Genomic DNA, 16,657 nt, shown 5'->3' on the forward strand with positions numbered 1-16,657 from the left:
GACGTGTGAGCGGTGCCCCAGCCTATTCGTTGTGGGAGAAGAGCTTGAGCACCGGTACGCCGACCTTGTGACGGGCGCGCGAGGCCCAGTCCCGGTGGAAGAACTCCTCGACGTAGTGCGGCGCGGTCAGGACGATCACCTCGTCGGCCCCGGTCTCGGAGACGACCGACTTGAGGAGGTCCAGGGGGTGGTCCTCGACGACCTGGCCCACGGCCTCGTCACCGCGGGCCCGCAGCGCCTCCAGGGTCGCCTCCAGACCTCGCTGCGCGAGGGGCTTCGCCTCCTCGCCGCGGGGCTCGTCGGCCTCCCGTACAGCCTCGTCGACCTGCCCGAGCGCTACGTCGTCGATGGCGCGCAGGAGGACGTCGGCCTGGTCGCCGCGGGGCTGCATCAGAACGACGAAGGAGACGCTCTCGTCGCCGTGAAGGGTGGTGACGAAATCCACGTCGACGGAAGTCAGGGGCTTCTCGATCATCAATACGCTCGTGAACACGACGGGCGCCCTTCTCTTCTTCATGGGCCGGCGCTTCTGGGTAGCGCCGCCGGCCCCCTGCGGAAACCATCCTTCCCCGTGCCCCTGCGGGCTCACTGTCGGAGTAGGTATGCCCCGCGAAAGCTAAGCGGAACGGTCAATTCCGCTGCCGGTCAGATCCGACGGTACTGGGTGAAAAGGAACCCGGCCTCCTCCAGTACGGACGCCAGTCCGAATCTTTCGGGGACCGTGACACCGGGTCCGTCGGCGATCCGCTGGGCGCGCCCCGCGGTGAGCACGGGCGACACCGTGAGGCACAGCTCGTCCAGTGCCCCGGCGGCGATGAACTGCGCCAGCAGGCGCGGTCCGCCCTCGGTCAGCAACCGGGTGAGCCCGCGCTCAGCCAGCGCCGCCACCGCTCTCCCGGGTTCCGCCACCGCCCCGTCCCCGGCGACCAGCACCTCGGCCCCGGCCTCCCGGGCGGCGCGGACGCGGTCGGGCGGAGCCGTGGCGCCGGTCAGCACCAGCGTCGGGACGAGCGGGGACACGAAGAGCGGAAGGGAGAAGTCCAGGTTCAGGGACGCGCTGACGACCGCGATGGCGGGCGCGGGGCCCTGGCCGGCAGCCGCTCTGCGCTCCGCGAAGGCGTCGCGCGCGCGGGCCGGCCGGTACCCCTCGAGACGTACCGTCTCCGCACCGACGATCACCACGTCGGCCAGCGCCCGCAGCGTGCCGAAGATCCGCATGTCGGTGTCGGAGGAGATCGGCTGCGAACGGCCCTCGTGCTGGGCGGCCCCGTCGAGGGAGGAGACCATGTTGGCCCGCAGCCAGGCCCCCGACGCCCCGCGCTCCTTCGGATAGGCGTAGGCGTCGGCCAGCGCGTCGAGTCCCCACTCGCCATCGGCGGCGGAGAGTGTTTCGTCGGTCACAGGGAACAGGCGTCGCATGTCGAGCAGTGTGGCACGACGCCTAGACTTGAGCCCCGTGTCGTCCTCCACCGCCGCTCATGGGTCCGCGCCCATAACCGAAGCGGCTCCCCTGTCCCTGTGCGCACGCGAGCCGCACGTCCCCGCCGACCGCCTGGTCGCCGAGATGGTGCCGCCGCCGCGCTTCGACTCGGTGCGCTTCGATACGTACGTACCGGACCCGAACCAGCCCAGCCAGAGCGAGGCGGTCCGGGTGCTGAGCGCCTTCGCGGCCGGTCTCGGCGGGGCGTCGGCGGTCGGCGGGGGCAAGCGGCGCTGGTTCGACTTCGGGAAGAAGCAGGCGGCCCCCGCCGCGCCGCTCGGCGTGTACCTCGACGGCGGGTACGGCGTCGGCAAGACGCACCTGCTCGCCTCCCTCTGGCACGCCACCCCCGCGCCCCGCGAGCTCAAGGCGTTCGGCACCTTCGTTGAGCTGACGAACCTGGTCGGCGCGCTGGGCTTCCAGGAGACCGTGCGGACGCTGAGCGGGCACCGGCTGCTGTGCATCGACGAGTTCGAACTCGACGACCCGGGCGACACGGTGCTGGTGTCGTCGCTGCTGCGCAGGCTCGTCGAGGCGGGCGTCGCGCTCGCCGCCACCTCCAACACCCTGCCCGGCAAGCTCGGCGAGGGCCGCTTCGCCGCGGTCGACTTCCTCCGCGAGATCCAGGGCCTGTCGGCCCACTTCCGGCCGCTGCGCATCGACGGCGAGGACTACCGCCACCGCGGGCTGCCCGAGGCCCCCGCGCCGTACTCCGAGGAGCAGGTCACCAAGGCGGCGTACGCGACCGGGGGCGCCAGCCTCGACGACTTCCCGCACCTGCTCGACCACCTCGCCAAGGTCCACCCCAGCCGCTACGGGGCGCTCACCGACGACGTCCGGGCCGTCTGCCTCACCGACGTGCGCCCGGTACCGGACCAGTCGACGGCGCTGCGGCTCGTCGTGCTCGCCGACCGGCTGTACGACCGGGAGGTGCCGGTACTGGCCTCCGGGCTGCCGTTCGACCGGCTGTTCAGTGACGACATGCTGAACGGCGGCTACCGGAAGAAGTATTTCCGGGCGATCTCCCGGCTGACGGCGCTGGCGCGCGACGCGAAGGGCTTGATCGCGCAGTAGGTTGGCCCTGGATCACCGTCCGCGAGAAGGGCTTTCGAAATGGCTGCAACGCGTCAGGCACACAGCGTCTGGGAAGGCGACCTGTTCAAGGGCAAGGGCACCGTGACCCTCGATTCGTCCGGCATCGGGGAGCACCCGGTCTCCTGGCCGGCCCGTACCGAGGAGCCGAACGGCATGACCAGCCCCGAGGAGCTGATCGCCGCCGCCCAGTCCAGCTGCTACAACATGGCGTTCTCCAACGTCCTCGCCAAGGCGGGTACCCCGCCCACCCGTCTGAACACCAAGGCCGAGGTCACCTTCGTGCCGGGCGAGGGCATCACCCGGATCCACCTCACCGTGCAGGGCGAGGTGCCGGGCATGGACGAGGCGGCGTTCGTCAAGGCGGCCGAGGAGGGCAAGGCGAACTGCCCGGTCAGTCAGGCGCTGGCGGGCACGACGATCACGCTGAGCGCGTCCCTCGCCTGACCTGGGGCGTACGCGTCGGGCAGACGCGCCGCACGAGGCGGTGTGGCCCGCATGGTTCACGTGAGATCACTTGCGTGCTACACACGTGCGGGTCACACGTTTCCTGTCCGCCAGCAGGGAGAGACCTCATGTCTGAAACAGCCTCATCGTCCGCGTCCCGCCGTCAGGTTCTGGCCCGCGCGGGCGCCGTCGGCGTCGGTGTCGCGTTCGCCGGCTCGGTGTCGGAGATCTTCGCCGGCACGGCCGCCGCCCAGGGACTGGGCCGCCGCGGGTACGGACCGCTCGTGCCCGACCCGGACGGACTCCTCGATCTGCCCGAGGGCTTCCGCTACAAGGTCCTCTCCCGGGAGGGCAGGCCGCTGCGTTCGGGCGAGGGCGCCGTCCCGGGCAACCACGACGGCATGGGCGCGTTCCGGGGCCGTCACGGCCGTGTCCACCTCGTCCGCAACCACGAGAACCGCCACAGCGCGAAGCTCGGAGTCCCCACGGTCGAGGGCCTGACGTACGATCCGGCCGCCAAGGGCGGCTGTACGGCCCTCGCTCTGGACGGCCGCAACAACGTCCTCGGCGAACGCGTCGCCATCGCCGGTACGGCCGTCAACTGCGCGGGCGGGCCCACCCCGTGGAACACGTGGCTCACCTGCGAGGAGAACGAGGACAAGGCCGGCACGAACGGCTACACCAAGGACCACGGCTTCATCTTCGAGGTCGACCCGGTCGACCCGCACCGCTCCGGAGCGGTCCCGCTCACCGCGATGGGCCGCTTCCAGCACGAGGCGATCGCCGTGGACCCGCGCAGCGGCATCGTGTACGAGACGGAGGACGCGTTCCAGAAGCCCTTCGGTCTCTTCTACCGCTTCCTGCCCGAGAAGCCGCTGGGCGGCCCCGGCTCCCTGCGCGCGGGCGGCGCGCTGGAGGCCATGCGGGTGCCGGGCGTGCCCGACCTCTCGGCGGTCCAGGAGACCGGCGCGAGCTTCAGAGGCGTCGAGTGGGTGCCCGTACCGGACCCGCTGGCCGGGGAGACGCCGATCCGGCTCCAGGACTTCGGCCCCAAGGGCATCACGCACGCCCAGAAGCTGGAGGGCTGCTACTGGGGCGACCGGGCCGTGTACTTCGTCTCCAGCTTCGCCCGCAGCGCGGAGGGGTCGGCGGCCGACCACTTCGGGCAGGTGTGGAAGTACGAGCCGGAGAAGCGGCGTCTGACCCTGGTCGTCGTCTTCGGACCGAGCACGGACATCCAGCTGCCGGGTGAGTCCCCCGACAACATCTGCCTCGCCCCGCGCGGCGGCCTGATGGTGTGCGAGGACGGCAACGGCGCGCAGCACGTGTACGGGCTGACCAAGCGCGGCGAGGTGTACGCGATGGCGCGCGGGCGGCAGAACATCGGCACGCCGCAGGAGCCGGAGTGGGGCGAGTTCGCCGGCGTCACCTTCTCCCCCGACTGCGCGACGATGTACGTGAACTGCTACACGCCGGGCACGACCTTCGCCGTGACGGGCCCGTTCCACGGCTGAGTCCGGCGCCATGGGGGCCCGCCGCGCCGGTCGGCCCCCTTCGCCGTGACACCCGTTCGGCAGCAGCGCCCGTGTAGGAGACGGAAGCTTCGCGAATGATCATATAAGTTCCCCATGTGATCACTTTTGCGCGCAATGTGGCGACAGTGGCGGTCCTCGGCGCGGCTATCTCCGGCTGCGGCAGCGGCGGCGAGTCCCGGGGCTCGCTCGCCGCCCCGCCGGCCTCGGCGTCCGCCTCCCCCGCTGCCTCCGCTTCCGCTTCCCGGCAGCCCGCCCCCGCCCCGCCGACCCTCGCGGCGGGTCCCGGCGGGCTCACCCCGGTGTTCGAGCGCGCCGCCGGCGCCCGCGCCAAGACCGTCGCCCTCACTTTCGACGCCGACATGACGGCGGACCAGGGCCCGCGCGCCGCCCGCGGCGAGCGCTTCGACAATCCTGCCCTGATCGCGTCCCTGCGCAGGTTGAACGTCCCGGCGACGGTGTTCATGACGGGCCGCTGGGCCGAGGAGTACCCGGACCAGGCGCGGTCCATCGGGCGCGACCCGCTGTTCGAGATCGCCAACCACTCGTACAGCCATCACGCCTTCACCTCACCCTGCTACGGCCTGCCGACGGTCGAGCGGCAGGCCATGCGCGCCGACGTGGAGCGGGCCTTCGCCGCGTTCCGCAAGGCCGGAGCGCGCAACGTCGTCCCGTACTTCCGCTTTCCCGGCGGCTGTTACGACGACGAGGCCCTGCGCGCACTGGCCCCGGCCAAGGTGACGGCGGTCCAGTGGGACGTGGTGAGCGGCGACGCCTTCGCGCGCGACGGCGACGCGGTGGCCGAGCAGGTCCTGGCGGGGGTGCGCCCGGGGTCGCTGGTGGTCATGCACTGCACCCGCAGCGCGGCGCCGGTGACCGAGCAGGCGGTCCGGCGGATCGTGCCCGAACTGCGTGCGCGCGGCTACCGCTTCGTGAAGGTCTCGGAGCTCCTGAAGAGCTGAGTCTCGTACAGCGTCTCCATGCCGTCGATCTCGTCATACAGTTCGCCCACCGCGGTGAAGCCGAAGCCGGCGATGGTGGCCAGGGACGCCACGTTGTCGGGCCGGATCGACGCCCGCACCGTCGTCACGGCCGGCTCGGCCGCGGCCCGGCGCAGCAGCTCGGTCAGTGTGGCCCTGGCGTAGCCCCGGCGGCGGAAGGCCGGGTCGACGGCGTAACCCAGCTCGACCGTGCCCCGGTCGTCAGGCGGACCGTGGAACCCGCCGTGCCCGACGACCGCGCCGTCCGGCGCGCACACCGCGATCCGGTGGCACCAGCGGGCTCGCGCCGGGTCGTCGGCGATCTGACCGAGGCGGTACCGCCACAGCCACAGCGCGCTGTCGGTCAGGAAGAAGTCGGTGAGGGCCACCCCGGCTCTCGCCCCGGCGGCGGCCAGGTCGCGGTCAAGGAGCGCGGTCATGACCGCCCCGTCCAGTTCCGCGAAGGTGATCCGCGGGCGCTGCTCGTCCTGTTGTGTCACCGTGCGGATGATCCCGGGGCGCCCGGCCGGCTGTCCACTGGATTTCAGCCGGAGCAAGCCGTGCGCTGCGCCTCCTGCCACTCGCAGACGGGGCAGAGCACGACGCCCTTGACGGACTCCGGGTACTCGGTCGGCTTCCGGCACAGCACGCACTCCGCGTACGGCGGGTTCTCCTCGTCCATGCGTACGAGCCTACCCGGGCCCCGCAGGGCCCGGACGGAGTCGTGAGGCGCAGGTCAGCCGCTGGTCGCCTTCTCGGGCTTCAGCTCGCTCGGCCGGACGATGACGAAGCCGTCGCCCTGGAGCATCAGCTGGACCGCCTCGCCGGAGCCGCCCCGGATCATGGAGCCCACGGACTGCGAGCGGTGCAGCGACGTGTTGAGCTGGGCGCTCCAGCCCACCACCGCGTCGGTGTCGACGTACACCGGCTGCTGCTGCGTCACGGGAATGACGATCGGGCTGCCCTCGCAGATCACGGCGAGCTTGCCGTAGCCGGTGAACAGGCTGTTGAACAGGCCGCCGCCGGTCATGCCGGCGCCCTTCACCGTCTTGATCTCGTACGAGAGGGTCGCGTCGAAGCACAGCACGTTGCGGCCGTTGACGGTGAGCGCGTCACCCTGGTCTATGTCGACGATGAAGCAGTTCTGCGCCTCGTGCGCGAACCACGCCTCGCCCTGGCCTCGGACGGCCATCAGCGCCAGGCCCTCGCCGGTCACGGCGCGCTTGAGCATGCCACCGATGCCCTGGCCCTTGCGCTCGAACTGGAGGTTGCCGCGGAAGGCGATCATCGAGCCCTGCCGCGCGTGCATCTCGCCGTTGACCGCGTACTTAACCGACTTGGCGTTCTGAAGGGTCATCCCGGGCACAGTGGCCTGCTGCGCCATGTTCTCTGAGGCAAAAAGATCGCTCTTCATGCGGAGCATCCTCGCCCGGAGCCATTCGTTCCGCCAACCTCCCGGGGGAGGAGAGGAACGGCGGCCGGGCGCTGGCAGACTGGGGCCGGTGAGCGACAACGACCTTCCCGAGACCCCCGGCAGCCCTTTCCGGCACGAGCGGACCGCGCGCGACGAGGCCCCGCAGTTCGTCCTGCCCCTCGTCGTCCGCATCGAGAAGGACGACCCGCCGGCCCGTACGGACGCCCTGGAGACGGCGGCCCGCGCGGTCCTCGTGATGCTCAGCGACGAACGGTCGCTGGGCGAGGGCGAGTGGGCCGGGGTGATGCGCCTGTGGCAGGACGCCCGGATCCGCAAGGTGGTGCGCCGGGCGCGCGGGCGCGAGTGGCGCAAGGCCGCGGCGCTGCCCGGCATCACGGTGACCGGGGACGCCGCCGAGGTGCGGGCCTTCCCGCCGGTGCCGCTCGACGGCTGGCCCAGGGAGCTGGCGAAGCTCCAGGTCTCGGGAACGGAGCTGGACGATCCGCGGCCGCCCGCCCCTGCCCCCGCCGACGGCCCGGTGCTGTGGCTGAGCCCGGATCTCGGCATGTCGGCCGGCAAGGCGATGGCGCAGGCCGGCCACGGGGCCCAACTCGCCTGGTGGGACCTGCCGGAGGCGGAGCGCAAGGCGTGGCGGGACGCGGGCTTCCCGCTCTCGGTCCGTACCGCCGGCGCGGAGCGGTGGCGGGAGCTCACCGCGAGCGGGCTGCCCATAGTGCGCGACGCGGGTTTCACCGAGATCGCGCCCGGCTCGTGCACGGTGGTCGCGGACCACCCGGCGCTGCGCCGCTGAAGCCGAAGCGCGCCGGACGCCGCTGAACGCGCCGTCCCAGTCATACGTACCTACGAATACTTGGCAAGTAGGTTGTCCGGCCGCCCGGCAGGCGGTTGGTTCGACGGTGTAACGCATCGGCTCGGGAGACATCTTGTTGCGACGCATCAACGGAACAGCACTCATCATCGCGGCACTTGTCGCCACCATCGGCGCGCTCGCCTTCCCCGTGTGGTCCTACGCGGACCGCTCGGGCACGGGTCAGGCCAACCTCAACGCCTCCTCGGTGGCCACCCAGTGGGGTCCGCTGTCCGCCACCGACCGGGACTTCCTGGTCAAGGTGCGGCTGGCCGGCCTGTGGGAGCTGCCCGCCGGACAGCAGGCGCTCGAACGCGCCCCCAGCGAGGCGATCAAGGAGACCGGTGACCACCTGGTCGTCGGCCACACCGACCTCGACAAGCGGGCCCGCAAGGTGGCCGCGCAGCTCAACGTGCCCCTGCCCAACCAGCCCAACGAGCAGCAGCAGGGCTGGCTGCGGGAGCTGTCGGCGGCGAGCGGTCCGGAGTACGAGCGGAAGTTCGCCAACCTGCTGCGCAACGCGCACGGCAAGGTCTTCTCCCTCATAGCCCAGGTACGGCACACCACCCGCAACACACTGATCCGCCAGCTCGCGAGCGACGCGAACCAGACCGTGCTCGACCACATCACCATGCTGGAGTCCACCGGCCTGGTCGACTTCGACGCCCTGGCGAACGAGGCGGCGGGCAACGTCACCGCGAGCCCCTCGGGGCCGCCGCCGCCCGACAACTCCGTGACGGTCCCTTCCCCGCCGGCCGTCGTGCCCACCGGCGACCAGACCTTCACCTCGCAGCCGTCCGCGCAGCCGGAGGGCGAGATCGGCAGCCCGGCGGTGAACACGAACCGCCCCGAGCCGGCGCCGTAACCTCAAATCAACCTCTGAACGTCCCCTCCTGTGGGTTCGGCGGCGTGCGCCGGGGCCATCACCCCTGCACGAAGCGCAGGAGGGGGACCCATGGAACGTCTCGCACGTCTCGGTACGGGGATCGGCTGGCGGCCGGAGATAGCCGAAGCGGTGGAGGGGCTGCCCGGTGTCGACTGGGTGGAGGCGGTGGCGGAGAACCTCTGCCCCGGCCACCTCCCCGACTCGCTCCTGCGGCTGCGCGCCCGCGGTACGACGGTGATCCCCCACGGCGTCTCGCTGGGCCTGGGCGGCGCGGACCGCCCGGACGCGGGACGCCTGGCGGACCTGGCGGCGACGGTGGAGGCCCTGGGCGCGCCGCTCGTCACGGAGCACATCGCGTTCGTACGGGCGGGCGGCCCCCTCACGGCGAGCCCGCGGCTGGAGGCCGGGCACCTGCTGCCGGTGCCCCGCACCCGGGACGCACTCGACGTGCTGTGCGAGAACGTCCGGATCGCCCAGGACTCGCTGCCGGTGCCGCTGGCGCTGGAGAACATCGCGGCGCTGATCAACTGGCCGGACGAGGACATGACCGAGGGCCAGTTCCTGGCCGAGCTGGTGTCCCGGACCGGCGTGCGCCTCCTGATCGACGTGGCCAACCTGCACACGAACCACGTGAACCGGGGCGAGGACCCCGCCAGGGCGCTCGACGAGCTGCCGGTGGAGGCGATCGCGTACGTCCACGTGGCGGGCGGGATCGAGAAGGACGGCGTCTGGCACGACACGCACGCCCATCCCGTGACCCGGCCTGTCCTCGACATCCTGACGGACCTCCGCTCCCGCACCGACCCCCCGGGCGTCCTGCTGGAACGCGACGACGACTTCCCCGCGCCCCGGGTGCTGGCCCGCGAACTGGACGAGATCCGCGCGGCGCTGGCGCGCGGGGCCGCCGGTGGGCGCCGGTCCCCTCGACGGCTCGCGGCGGCCGGGGCGGCCGCCCCGGTTTCCGGGAGGGGGAACGCGGCGCGGTCGACCTCGGGCCGTGCCGGGTCCGTACGGAACGACGCTTCCTCGTCTTTCGTACCCGCGCCCGCGCTCGTGCCCGCCCCCCGGCCGGCCGAGGCGGCGGCGCGGGGCGGTGGCGCCCGTACCCGGGTCGCCGTGGGGCAGGTCGCCCTGCTGTCCGCCCTCGTGGCCGGGACGCCGGCCCCCGCCGGCTTCGACTCGGCGCGCCTGCGCGTCCAGAGCCGGGCGCTCGCGGGGAAGCGGGCCGACGTCGTCGCCAAGGTCGCGCCCGAGCTGCCGGAGATCCTCGGGTCCCACTACCGCCCCGCGTTCCTCACGTACGCCAGGTCCCGCCCCATGTCGGCGGGTTACCGGCGCGACGCGCTCGACTTCGCCGAGCACGTGCTGGCCACCGGCCGGCTGGGGGACGGAGCCGCGCGCACGCGGCTCACCCACTGGTGGCAGGACCGGGCCGCTCCGCGCCCGCCCGGCCGTACCACCCGCTTCGTCCGTGCGGCGCGTGCCGCACTCGTCCGGAAGTGACGCACCGATGACCATGACCGTTCTCGCCCTGCTGATCACGTCCGCCGTGGTCACGTCCTGTGTCGTCCTGCTCCGGGGCGTCTCGGCGCTGCACCGCGCCGCCGGCGGCGGCCCCGCCCCGACCCTGGACCTGATGGAGGTCGCGTTCCTCAACGGCGGCCCCTCCCGCGCCGTGGACGTCGCGCTCACCACCCTGTACGGCGACGGCCGTCTCGCGATCGGCGGCCCCGGCGTCGCCTCGGCGCGGAGCACCGTCGCGCACGACCCGGTGGAGCGGGCCGTGCTCACCGAGCTGGCCGCCGCCCCCAACGGCGCGCTGCACACTCTGCGGCACGCCGCGATGCGCAACGCGGCAGTGCAGGAGATCGGCGACAGCCTCGCGTTCCGCGGCCTGATGGTCCCGCCGGGGGCCGGCCGCGGGTGGCGCACCGGCGGCACCGTCCTCGCGCTGCTCTGCGTCGTGGGACTGCCCGTCGCCGGCGTGTCGGCGGGCGTGGCGGGCTTCGCGGGAGAGCCCGTCGGCGTGTTCCTCGCCCTGGTGCTGCCCAGCCTGCTGGCGGGCATCGTGTGCGGCGCGGTCGGCGCGACGAAGGCGGGCGCCCGGGTGACCCCGGCGGGCCGGGCGGCGGCCACGGCGTACGCCGTGTCGCACGCGGGCTGGGCAGGCCCGGGGCACCTCGTCGCGGTGCACGGCCTGCGGGCGCTGCCCGACCCCGTGCTCCAGGACCAGCTGCGCACGGCGGCGCGGCTGACGCCCGGCCGGCCGCGCACCACGACCGGCGCGGCGTCGACCGGCGGCGACCACACCTCCTACGCGGCCGCGGCGATGGTCTGGTGCGCCGGCTCGGTCTCGGGCCATTCGAGCTGCGGCAGCTCGGGGGACAGCGGCTCCGGGCGGGGCGGATCGAGCTGCGGCGGCGGTTCCGGCTGCGGGTCGGGTTCCGGGTCCGGTTGCGGTTCGAGCTCCGGTTCCAGCTGCGGCTCCAGTTCCAGTTCCAGTTGCGGCTCCAGTTCCGGTTCCAGCTGCGGCAGCAGCTCCTGACGGTTCAAGCCCCCGCCGGACCCGGCCACCGGCGCGCCGGCGCGCGCTCCGGCCGCCCAAGTCGACGGCCCCCCACGCGCGTTGCGCCGGCGCACGATGGCGCCGGCCGCCCGCCGTCACCCCTGAGTAGCCCGCACGCGCTGTCGACGGTCCGCACCCGCGTGCCGCCCCCGCGACTCGTCGGGGTCATTGACCCCGACACCGACCCCCGGTGCTTTACATCGCCAACTGCCCCGCCAAGTATCCCTTTTGTCCTGCACCTGCACGAAGGGAACGCGATGAGACCACTGGCGATGTACGGGACCCTGGCAACCGTCGGCTCCCTGGTCCTGTCCGCCCTCGTCGCCGCCCCCGCGGGCAGCGCCGAATCCCCAGCGTCCCCCGAGGCCCGCGGCACCGCCCTCGCCGCCCAGCGCGCGGCCGCCGCGGGCATCGCCTTCGGCGCGTGCCCGAAGTCGGAGGGCCTGTCCGGGCACATCAGGTGCGGCACGGTCGAGGTCCCCCTCGACTACGCCGACCCCGGCGGCCGCCGTATCCAGCTGACCGTCAGCCGCGCCCGCGCGACCGGCAGGCCCGCCGCGCGCCAGGGCGCGCTCGTCTACAACCCCGGCGGCCCCGGCGCCTCCAGCATGTTCTTCCCCATGGCCGGCGTGCTGCCCGAGTGGAAGAAGATCGCGGCGGCGTACGACCTGGTCGGCTACGCCCCGCGCGGCGTCGGCCGCTCGGCCCCGCTGTCGTGCCAGGACCCGGCGCAGCTCGCGCAGGCGCCCAGCGACGCACCGACGTACCCCTCGCACGCGTACAAGCAGGAGCGGATCGCCCGCGCCAAGGCGTACGCCGACGGCTGTGCCCGCAAGGCGGGCAGCGCGCTGCGCCACTACACGTCGCTCAACAACGCCCGAGACCTGGACGTGCTGCGGGCGGCGCTGGGCGAGCGGAAGCTGACCTTCATGGGCGCGTCGTACGGCACCTACTTCGGCGCGCTGTACGCGACGCTCTTCCCCTCCCACGTGCGCCGCATGGTCTTCGACTCGGCGGTCAACCCGGCCCCCGGGCAGATCTGGTACCGCAACAACCTCGACCAGTCGCTCGCCTTCGAGAGGCGCTGGAAGGACTTCCGCACCTGGGTCGCCAAGCACCACCGGACCTACCGCCTGGGCGCCACGCCCGACGAGGTCCTCGCGAGCTACGAGAGGGTGCGCGCCGGGCTCGCCCGCCGGCCGGCGGGCGGCAGGGTGGGACCGGGCGAACTGCAGGCGGCGCTGCTGAGCGCGGGTTACTACGACGACTACTGGGCGATGCGGGCCACGGCCCTGTCGGAGTACCTGAAGGGCAACCCGAAGCCGCTGATCGAGCAGGCGTCACCGAGGCCCGGATCGGCGCGCGCCGACGAGAACGGCAAGGCCGTCTACACCGCCGTCGAGTGCAACGACGCGCCCTGGCCGACCGAGTGGTGGGTGTGGGACCGGGACAACAGCCTGCTCGCGGCGCGCGCGCCCTTCGAGACGTGGGACAACGCGTGGATGAACCTGCCGTGCGCGTACTGGAGCGCTCCGCGCCAGGAGCCGCTGGACGTCGGCACGGGGCCGGGTGAGCTGCCCCCGACACTGATCCTGGCCGCCGAGCGGGACGCCGCGACGCCGTACCCGGGCGCGCTGGAGCTGCAGCGGCGGCTGGCGGGGTCCGCGCTGGTCACTGAGCGGGACGCGGGGACGCATGGCATCGGCGGCGCCGGAAACCGCTGCGTCAACGGCCATCTGGAGAGGTATCTCCTGACCGGTCGGACGCCGGTGCGGCGCGCGGAGTGCGCGCCGCACCGGGAGCCGAACCCGGTGTCGCTGGACGAGCGGGCAGTGGCGAAGGAGCCGGCGCCCGCCGTCTGATCTTCCGGGTCGGGGGTGGTGGGCCGCCGCTCAGGCGAGGCCCGCCACCAGGTCTGCGACGGACTTGCGGCGGCCCGTGTAGAAGGGCACCTCTTCGCGCACGTGCATGCGCGCCTCGGACGCGCGCAGGTGGCGCATCAGGTCGACGATGCGGTACAGCTCGTCGGCCTCGAAGGCCAGCAGCCACTCGTAGTCGCCGAGCGAGAACGAGGCGACCGTGTTGGCCCGCACGTCCGGGTAGCCGCGCGCCATCTTGCCGTGGTCGGCGAGCATGCGGCGACGGTCCTCGTCGGGCAGCAGGTACCAGTCGTACGAGCGCACGAAGGGGTAGACGGAGACGTAGTTGCGCGGCGTCTCGTCGGCCAGGAAGGCCGGGATGTGCGACTTGTTGAACTCGGCGGGACGGTGCAGCGCCATGTTCGACCACACCGGCTCCAGCGCGCGGCCCAGCTTGGTGCGGCGGAAGAGGTTGTACGCCTCCTGGAGCTGGTCGGCGGTCTCCGCGTGCCACCAGATCATGACGTCGGCGTCGGCGCGCAGCCCCGACACGTCGTAGGTGCCGCGCACGGTGACGTCCTTGGCGGCGAGCTGGTCGAACAGCTCCTGGACCTCGTCGGCGAACCCGGCACGGTCCTCCGGCAGCACGTCCCGAAGCCTGAAGACGGACCACAGGGTGTAGCGGATGACGTCGTTGAGGTCCTTCGCCTTCTTGCCGGCGTTGGGGCCTCGGGGGGATGTCACAGTCTCCGGAGCATCAGTCATGTCCCTATTCTCCCGCCTCGTGATCCGTGCCTCGCGCCGGGTCCGGGGTGAGCATGATCTCGTCGGCGGCGCGCCGGCCGCTCGCGACGCACGCGGGGATGCCGACACCGTCGTACGCCGCCCCGCAGACCCGCAGTCCGGGAAGCTTCGCCACCTCGTCGCGCACCCGCGCGACCCGGTCGGGGTGGCCGACGGGGTACTGCGGCAGGCCGCCGATCCAGCGGGTCACCTCGGTGGCCACGGGCCGGGCGGCGAGACCGGTGGCGGCCCCGAGGTCGCTCAGGGAGACGTCCACCAGCTCCTCGTCCTCGCGGTGCAAGTGGTCCTCCTCGCCGTAGCGGCCGATGGAGGTGCGCAGGAGGAACAGGTCGGGGGCGGCCGCGTCGACCCACCCCCACTTGCGGGTGGAGAAGGTGGACGCCTTGATGGTGCGGCCGTCCACGGGCGGCACGAGGAAGCCGGAGCCGGCCGGCAGCGCTTCGGCGTCCCGGCGCCGGAAGGCCATGGTGACCAGGGCCATCGACGCGTACTCGACCTGGGACAGCTCGGCGGCCGCGGCGGGCGACTCGGCGGCGAGCAGCGCGGAGGCCGCCCAGGCGGGGGCCGCGAGGACGACGGAGTCCGCGGCGATCACCCGCTCGTCGGTGCGCACCCGCCAGCCGTCCGCGCCCCGGGTCAGGCCGAGCACCGGAGTACGGAGAAGGATCTCGCCGCCCCGGGCCCGCACGGCGTCGGCGACGGCGTCGGGCAGGGTGCCGACGCCCCCCTCGATCCCCATGAAGACAGGACCCGGCTGCTCCTTCCCGGCCGCCCGGCGCTGAATGTCCCGTACGCCGTCGAGGAGCGAGTCGTATGCGCGCGCGGCCTCGAACAGCTGCGGTACGGCGGCGCGCATCGAGGTGCGGTAGACGTCACCGGCGTACACCCCGCCCAGCAGCGGTTCCACCAGCCGGTCGACGACCTCCCGGCCGAGGCGGGCCGCGACGTACGCGCCGAGCGCGATGTCCTCGCCCACCTCGGTGCGCGGGAGGTCGTGGTCGCGGCGCATGCGGGCGAGGCCCTCGGCGGAGAGGACCTCGCCGAGCACGTCGGGGTCGCCGGGCACGCCCATCACGTGGCCCTTGGGCATCGGGGTGAGCGCGCCCCGGTTCCACAGCGACGCGGTGGCGGTGGCGGGCGGCTGGAGCCGTCCGCCGAGGCCCACCGCGCGGGCGAGGGCGACCGCCTCGGGCCGCCGGGCCAGCATCGACTCGGCGCCCAGGTCGACGGTCGTGCCCGCGACGTCGCCGGTGAGGAGCTTGCCGCCGAGCCGGTCCGTCGCCTCCAGCAGCGTCACGCGCGCACCGGCGACGGCGAGCCGGTGCGCGGCGGCGAGTCCGGAGATGCCGCCGCCGATGACGACGACATGGCCCGCACGAGATTCCACGTTCATGGGTCCACTCTCTCAAACCCTGATCGAGTCCTGACCGTGACCGCTTCGGGACCGGGAACCGGCAACCCGCTCCCCCACCTCGTACGTCGAACCGGCAACACACACCACGACGTTCGGGGGGAACCGACATGCGTGCAGCACGTACGTCCGGGCACCGGTCCACCAAGGTCCTCGCGGCCGCTCTGCTCACCGCCTCGCTCGCGGTCGGCGGCTGCGGGGCCGGCGACGACAGCGGGTCCGGTGACAGCCGCAAAGGGGTCGCGGCCGACTCCAAGGGCGGAGGGCAGGCGGAGCGGGCGGCCGGCAGCGGCCCGGAGGCCCCTTCGGGGGCCGGTGCGCAGAAACCGGCCGGCAGGACCGGTGCGCAGAAGCCGCCCCTCGCCAAGAGCCACGTCATCCGGACCGCGACCCTCTCCGTCGAGGTCGAGAGCGCCACGAAGGCGCTCGGCACGGCGCGTACTGCGGCCGAGAACGCCGGCGGCGTCGTCGGCAACGAGACCACCGAGCGGATCGACGACAGCCACGTCTACTCCCGTATCGTGCTGCGCGTCCCGCAGGAGGAGTACGACGGCGTACTGAAGGAGCTCTCCGGCACGGGCAAACTGCTCAGCCGCAAGGCCGGCGCCAAGGACGTGACCGAGCAGGTGGTGGACGTCGAGAGCCGCGTCAAGTCGCAGCGGACCAGCGTCGCGCGGGTGCGGGACATGATGGACCGGGCCACGAAGATCAGCGATGTGGTCATGCTGGAGGGCGAGCTGAACACGCGTCAGACGGAACTGGAGGCGCTGCTCGCGCAGCAGGCGTCGCTGAAGGACCGTACGACCCTGGCGACCATCACCCTGGAACTCTCCGAGCCCGAGGCAGCCCAGAAGGCGGAAAATGAGGACCCCGGCTTCCTGGACGCGCTCGCGGGCGGCTGGGACGCGTTCGTCACGACCCTGAAGTGGGTGGCGATGGCGCTCGGCGCGGTGGCCCCGTTCGCCGCCGCGCTCGCCCTGCTGTACGTCCTGTGGCGGCTGGTGCGCGGCCGTATGCCGCAGCGGCGGACGGCCGTGCCGGCGCCCGCCACCGGCATGGGCGCGACGGCCGCCCCGTTCCCGTCCGCCGGGCCCGCGGCGCCGGTCGAGGAGGCGCCGCGGAAGCCGGGGCCGCGGGAGTGACCCTTAGCGTGTCCTGCGGATGACGTGACGACCGATCGAGGGGACACGCATGGCAGCGGCGGAACGACTGGTGGTCATCGGCGGCGGAGGGGGGGGGAGGGTCGGCACGGCGTCGGACCGCAGGATCCAGGGACCCGAAAGGGCTGAAGGCGTTACCCTTCCGTCGGGGGACCTCC

The 16,657-nt window shown here is 73.0% G+C and carries 17 protein-coding genes; 10 read left to right on the plus strand and 7 right to left on the minus strand.

Annotated features, from left to right (window positions below; all coding sequences use genetic code 11):
- Positions 1 to 22: 22 nt before the first annotated feature.
- Positions 23 to 493, minus strand: coding sequence for an indole-3-glycerol phosphate synthase (locus AC07FK_RS03715; RefSeq protein ID WP_479102577.1), 471 nt, complete (start codon positions 491 to 493; stop codon positions 23 to 25).
- 152 nt (positions 494 to 645) lie between these two features.
- Positions 646 to 1,419, minus strand: a complete 774-nt coding sequence (locus AC07FK_RS03720) for a pyrimidine reductase family protein (protein WP_479102182.1) — start codon at positions 1,417 to 1,419, stop codon at positions 646 to 648.
- 37 nt (positions 1,420 to 1,456) lie between these two features.
- Between AC07FK_RS03720 and zapE the strand changes: the two genes are divergently transcribed.
- From zapE to AC07FK_RS03740, 4 genes are all read left to right on the plus strand, one after another.
- A complete protein-coding gene (zapE, locus tag AC07FK_RS03725) occupies positions 1,457 to 2,554 on the plus strand; it encodes a cell division protein ZapE (protein WP_479102183.1) in 1,098 nt (365 codons plus the stop codon).
- A 39-nt stretch (positions 2,555 to 2,593) separates the two neighbouring features.
- Positions 2,594 to 3,019 (plus strand): OsmC family protein, encoded by a 426-nt coding sequence (locus tag AC07FK_RS03730; RefSeq protein WP_479102185.1) that lies wholly within the window; start codon positions 2,594 to 2,596, stop codon positions 3,017 to 3,019.
- 128 nt (positions 3,020 to 3,147) lie between these two features.
- Positions 3,148 to 4,533, plus strand: coding sequence for an alkaline phosphatase PhoX (locus AC07FK_RS03735; protein WP_479102186.1), 1,386 nt, complete (start codon positions 3,148 to 3,150; stop codon positions 4,531 to 4,533).
- A 116-nt stretch (positions 4,534 to 4,649) separates the two neighbouring features.
- Complete coding sequence (locus tag AC07FK_RS03740; RefSeq protein WP_479102188.1) at positions 4,650 to 5,513, plus strand: polysaccharide deacetylase family protein; 864 nt, start codon at positions 4,650 to 4,652, stop codon at positions 5,511 to 5,513.
- On the opposite strand, the gene AC07FK_RS03745 is transcribed toward AC07FK_RS03740, so the two are convergent.
- Genes AC07FK_RS03745 through AC07FK_RS03755 form a run of 3 tightly spaced genes read right to left on the minus strand, consistent with a single transcriptional unit; the run spans position 5,474 to position 6,945 of the window.
- The gene (locus AC07FK_RS03745) at positions 5,474 to 6,031 is read right to left on the minus strand and encodes a GNAT family N-acetyltransferase (RefSeq protein WP_479102189.1); all 558 of its coding nucleotides are present in this window, start codon (positions 6,029 to 6,031) and stop codon (positions 5,474 to 5,476) included. The two genes, AC07FK_RS03740 and AC07FK_RS03745, sit on opposite strands and share 40 nt — an antisense overlap.
- Positions 6,032 to 6,075: 44 nt before the next feature.
- Positions 6,076 to 6,213: a hypothetical protein gene (locus AC07FK_RS03750; protein WP_479102191.1), complete on the minus strand. Its 138-nt coding sequence runs from the start codon at positions 6,211 to 6,213 to the stop codon at positions 6,076 to 6,078.
- Between the two features lie 54 nt (positions 6,214 to 6,267).
- Positions 6,268 to 6,945, minus strand: coding sequence for an AIM24 family protein (locus tag AC07FK_RS03755; RefSeq protein ID WP_479102193.1), 678 nt, complete (start codon positions 6,943 to 6,945; stop codon positions 6,268 to 6,270).
- 88 nt (positions 6,946 to 7,033) lie between these two features.
- Between AC07FK_RS03755 and AC07FK_RS03760 the strand changes: the two genes are divergently transcribed.
- The 5 genes from AC07FK_RS03760 to AC07FK_RS03780 all read left to right on the plus strand — a co-directional run bounded on the left by AC07FK_RS03760 (position 7,034) and on the right by AC07FK_RS03780 (position 13,127).
- Positions 7,034 to 7,756 carry an aminoacyl-tRNA hydrolase gene (locus tag AC07FK_RS03760; protein WP_479102195.1) on the plus strand — a complete coding sequence of 241 codons (723 nt, stop codon included), beginning with the start codon at positions 7,034 to 7,036 and terminating at the stop codon, positions 7,754 to 7,756.
- A 136-nt stretch (positions 7,757 to 7,892) separates the two neighbouring features.
- Complete coding sequence (locus tag AC07FK_RS03765; protein WP_479102579.1) at positions 7,893 to 8,678, plus strand: DUF4142 domain-containing protein; 786 nt, start codon at positions 7,893 to 7,895, stop codon at positions 8,676 to 8,678.
- Positions 8,679 to 8,768: 90 nt separating this feature from the next.
- On the plus strand, positions 8,769 to 10,202 hold the full coding sequence (locus AC07FK_RS03770) for an MbnB/TglH/ChrH family RiPP precursor modification enzyme (RefSeq protein WP_479102197.1): 1,434 nt from the start codon (positions 8,769 to 8,771) through the stop codon (positions 10,200 to 10,202).
- A 7-nt stretch (positions 10,203 to 10,209) separates the two neighbouring features.
- On the plus strand, positions 10,210 to 11,244 hold the full coding sequence (locus AC07FK_RS03775; RefSeq protein ID WP_479102198.1) for a TIGR04222 domain-containing membrane protein: 1,035 nt from the start codon (positions 10,210 to 10,212) through the stop codon (positions 11,242 to 11,244).
- A 278-nt stretch (positions 11,245 to 11,522) separates the two neighbouring features.
- Positions 11,523 to 13,127, plus strand: a complete 1,605-nt coding sequence (locus AC07FK_RS03780; RefSeq protein ID WP_479102199.1) for an alpha/beta hydrolase — start codon at positions 11,523 to 11,525, stop codon at positions 13,125 to 13,127.
- Positions 13,128 to 13,157: 30 nt separating this feature from the next.
- Here the strand turns inward: AC07FK_RS03780 and hemQ are convergent, their stop codons facing one another.
- Entirely contained in the window at positions 13,158 to 13,889 is a 732-nt protein-coding gene (gene hemQ / locus AC07FK_RS03785) for a hydrogen peroxide-dependent heme synthase (RefSeq protein WP_479102200.1), read from the minus strand.
- Between the two features lie 4 nt (positions 13,890 to 13,893).
- Complete coding sequence (gene hemG, locus AC07FK_RS03790; RefSeq protein WP_479102202.1) at positions 13,894 to 15,321, minus strand: protoporphyrinogen oxidase; 1,428 nt, start codon at positions 15,319 to 15,321, stop codon at positions 13,894 to 13,896.
- Between the two features lie 128 nt (positions 15,322 to 15,449).
- Between hemG and AC07FK_RS03795 the strand changes: the two genes are divergently transcribed.
- Positions 15,450 to 16,481 (plus strand): DUF4349 domain-containing protein, encoded by a 1,032-nt coding sequence (locus tag AC07FK_RS03795; protein ID WP_479102204.1) that lies wholly within the window; start codon positions 15,450 to 15,452, stop codon positions 16,479 to 16,481.
- Positions 16,482 to 16,657: the final 176 nt, after the last annotated feature.

It is taken from the genome of Streptomyces sp. NPDC046122 (assembly GCF_056429965.1).

Excerpts from the sequence above, each read along its gene's own strand:
- AC07FK_RS03720 (WP_479102182.1), bottom strand. The coding sequence starts at position 1,419 with ATGCGACGCCTGTTCCCTGTGACCGACGAAACACTCTCCGCCGCCGAT.
- AC07FK_RS03730 (WP_479102185.1), top strand. The coding sequence starts at position 2,594 with ATGGCTGCAACGCGTCAGGCACACAGCGTCTGGGAAGGCGACCTGTTC.
- AC07FK_RS03735 (WP_479102186.1), top strand. The coding sequence starts at position 3,148 with ATGTCTGAAACAGCCTCATCGTCCGCGTCCCGCCGTCAGGTTCTGGCC.
- AC07FK_RS03750 (WP_479102191.1), bottom strand. The coding sequence starts at position 6,213 with ATGGACGAGGAGAACCCGCCGTACGCGGAGTGCGTGCTGTGCCGGAAG.
- AC07FK_RS03755 (WP_479102193.1), bottom strand. The coding sequence starts at position 6,945 with ATGAAGAGCGATCTTTTTGCCTCAGAGAACATGGCGCAGCAGGCCACT.
- AC07FK_RS03770 (WP_479102197.1), top strand. The coding sequence starts at position 8,769 with ATGGAACGTCTCGCACGTCTCGGTACGGGGATCGGCTGGCGGCCGGAG.
- AC07FK_RS03775 (WP_479102198.1), top strand. The coding sequence starts at position 10,210 with ATGACCATGACCGTTCTCGCCCTGCTGATCACGTCCGCCGTGGTCACG.
- AC07FK_RS03780 (WP_479102199.1), top strand. The coding sequence starts at position 11,523 with ATGAGACCACTGGCGATGTACGGGACCCTGGCAACCGTCGGCTCCCTG.
- hemQ (WP_479102200.1), bottom strand. The coding sequence starts at position 13,889 with ATGACTGATGCTCCGGAGACTGTGACATCCCCCCGAGGCCCCAACGCC.
- hemG (WP_479102202.1), bottom strand. The coding sequence starts at position 15,321 with ATGAACGTGGAATCTCGTGCGGGCCATGTCGTCGTCATCGGCGGCGGC.
- AC07FK_RS03795 (WP_479102204.1), top strand. The coding sequence starts at position 15,450 with ATGCGTGCAGCACGTACGTCCGGGCACCGGTCCACCAAGGTCCTCGCG.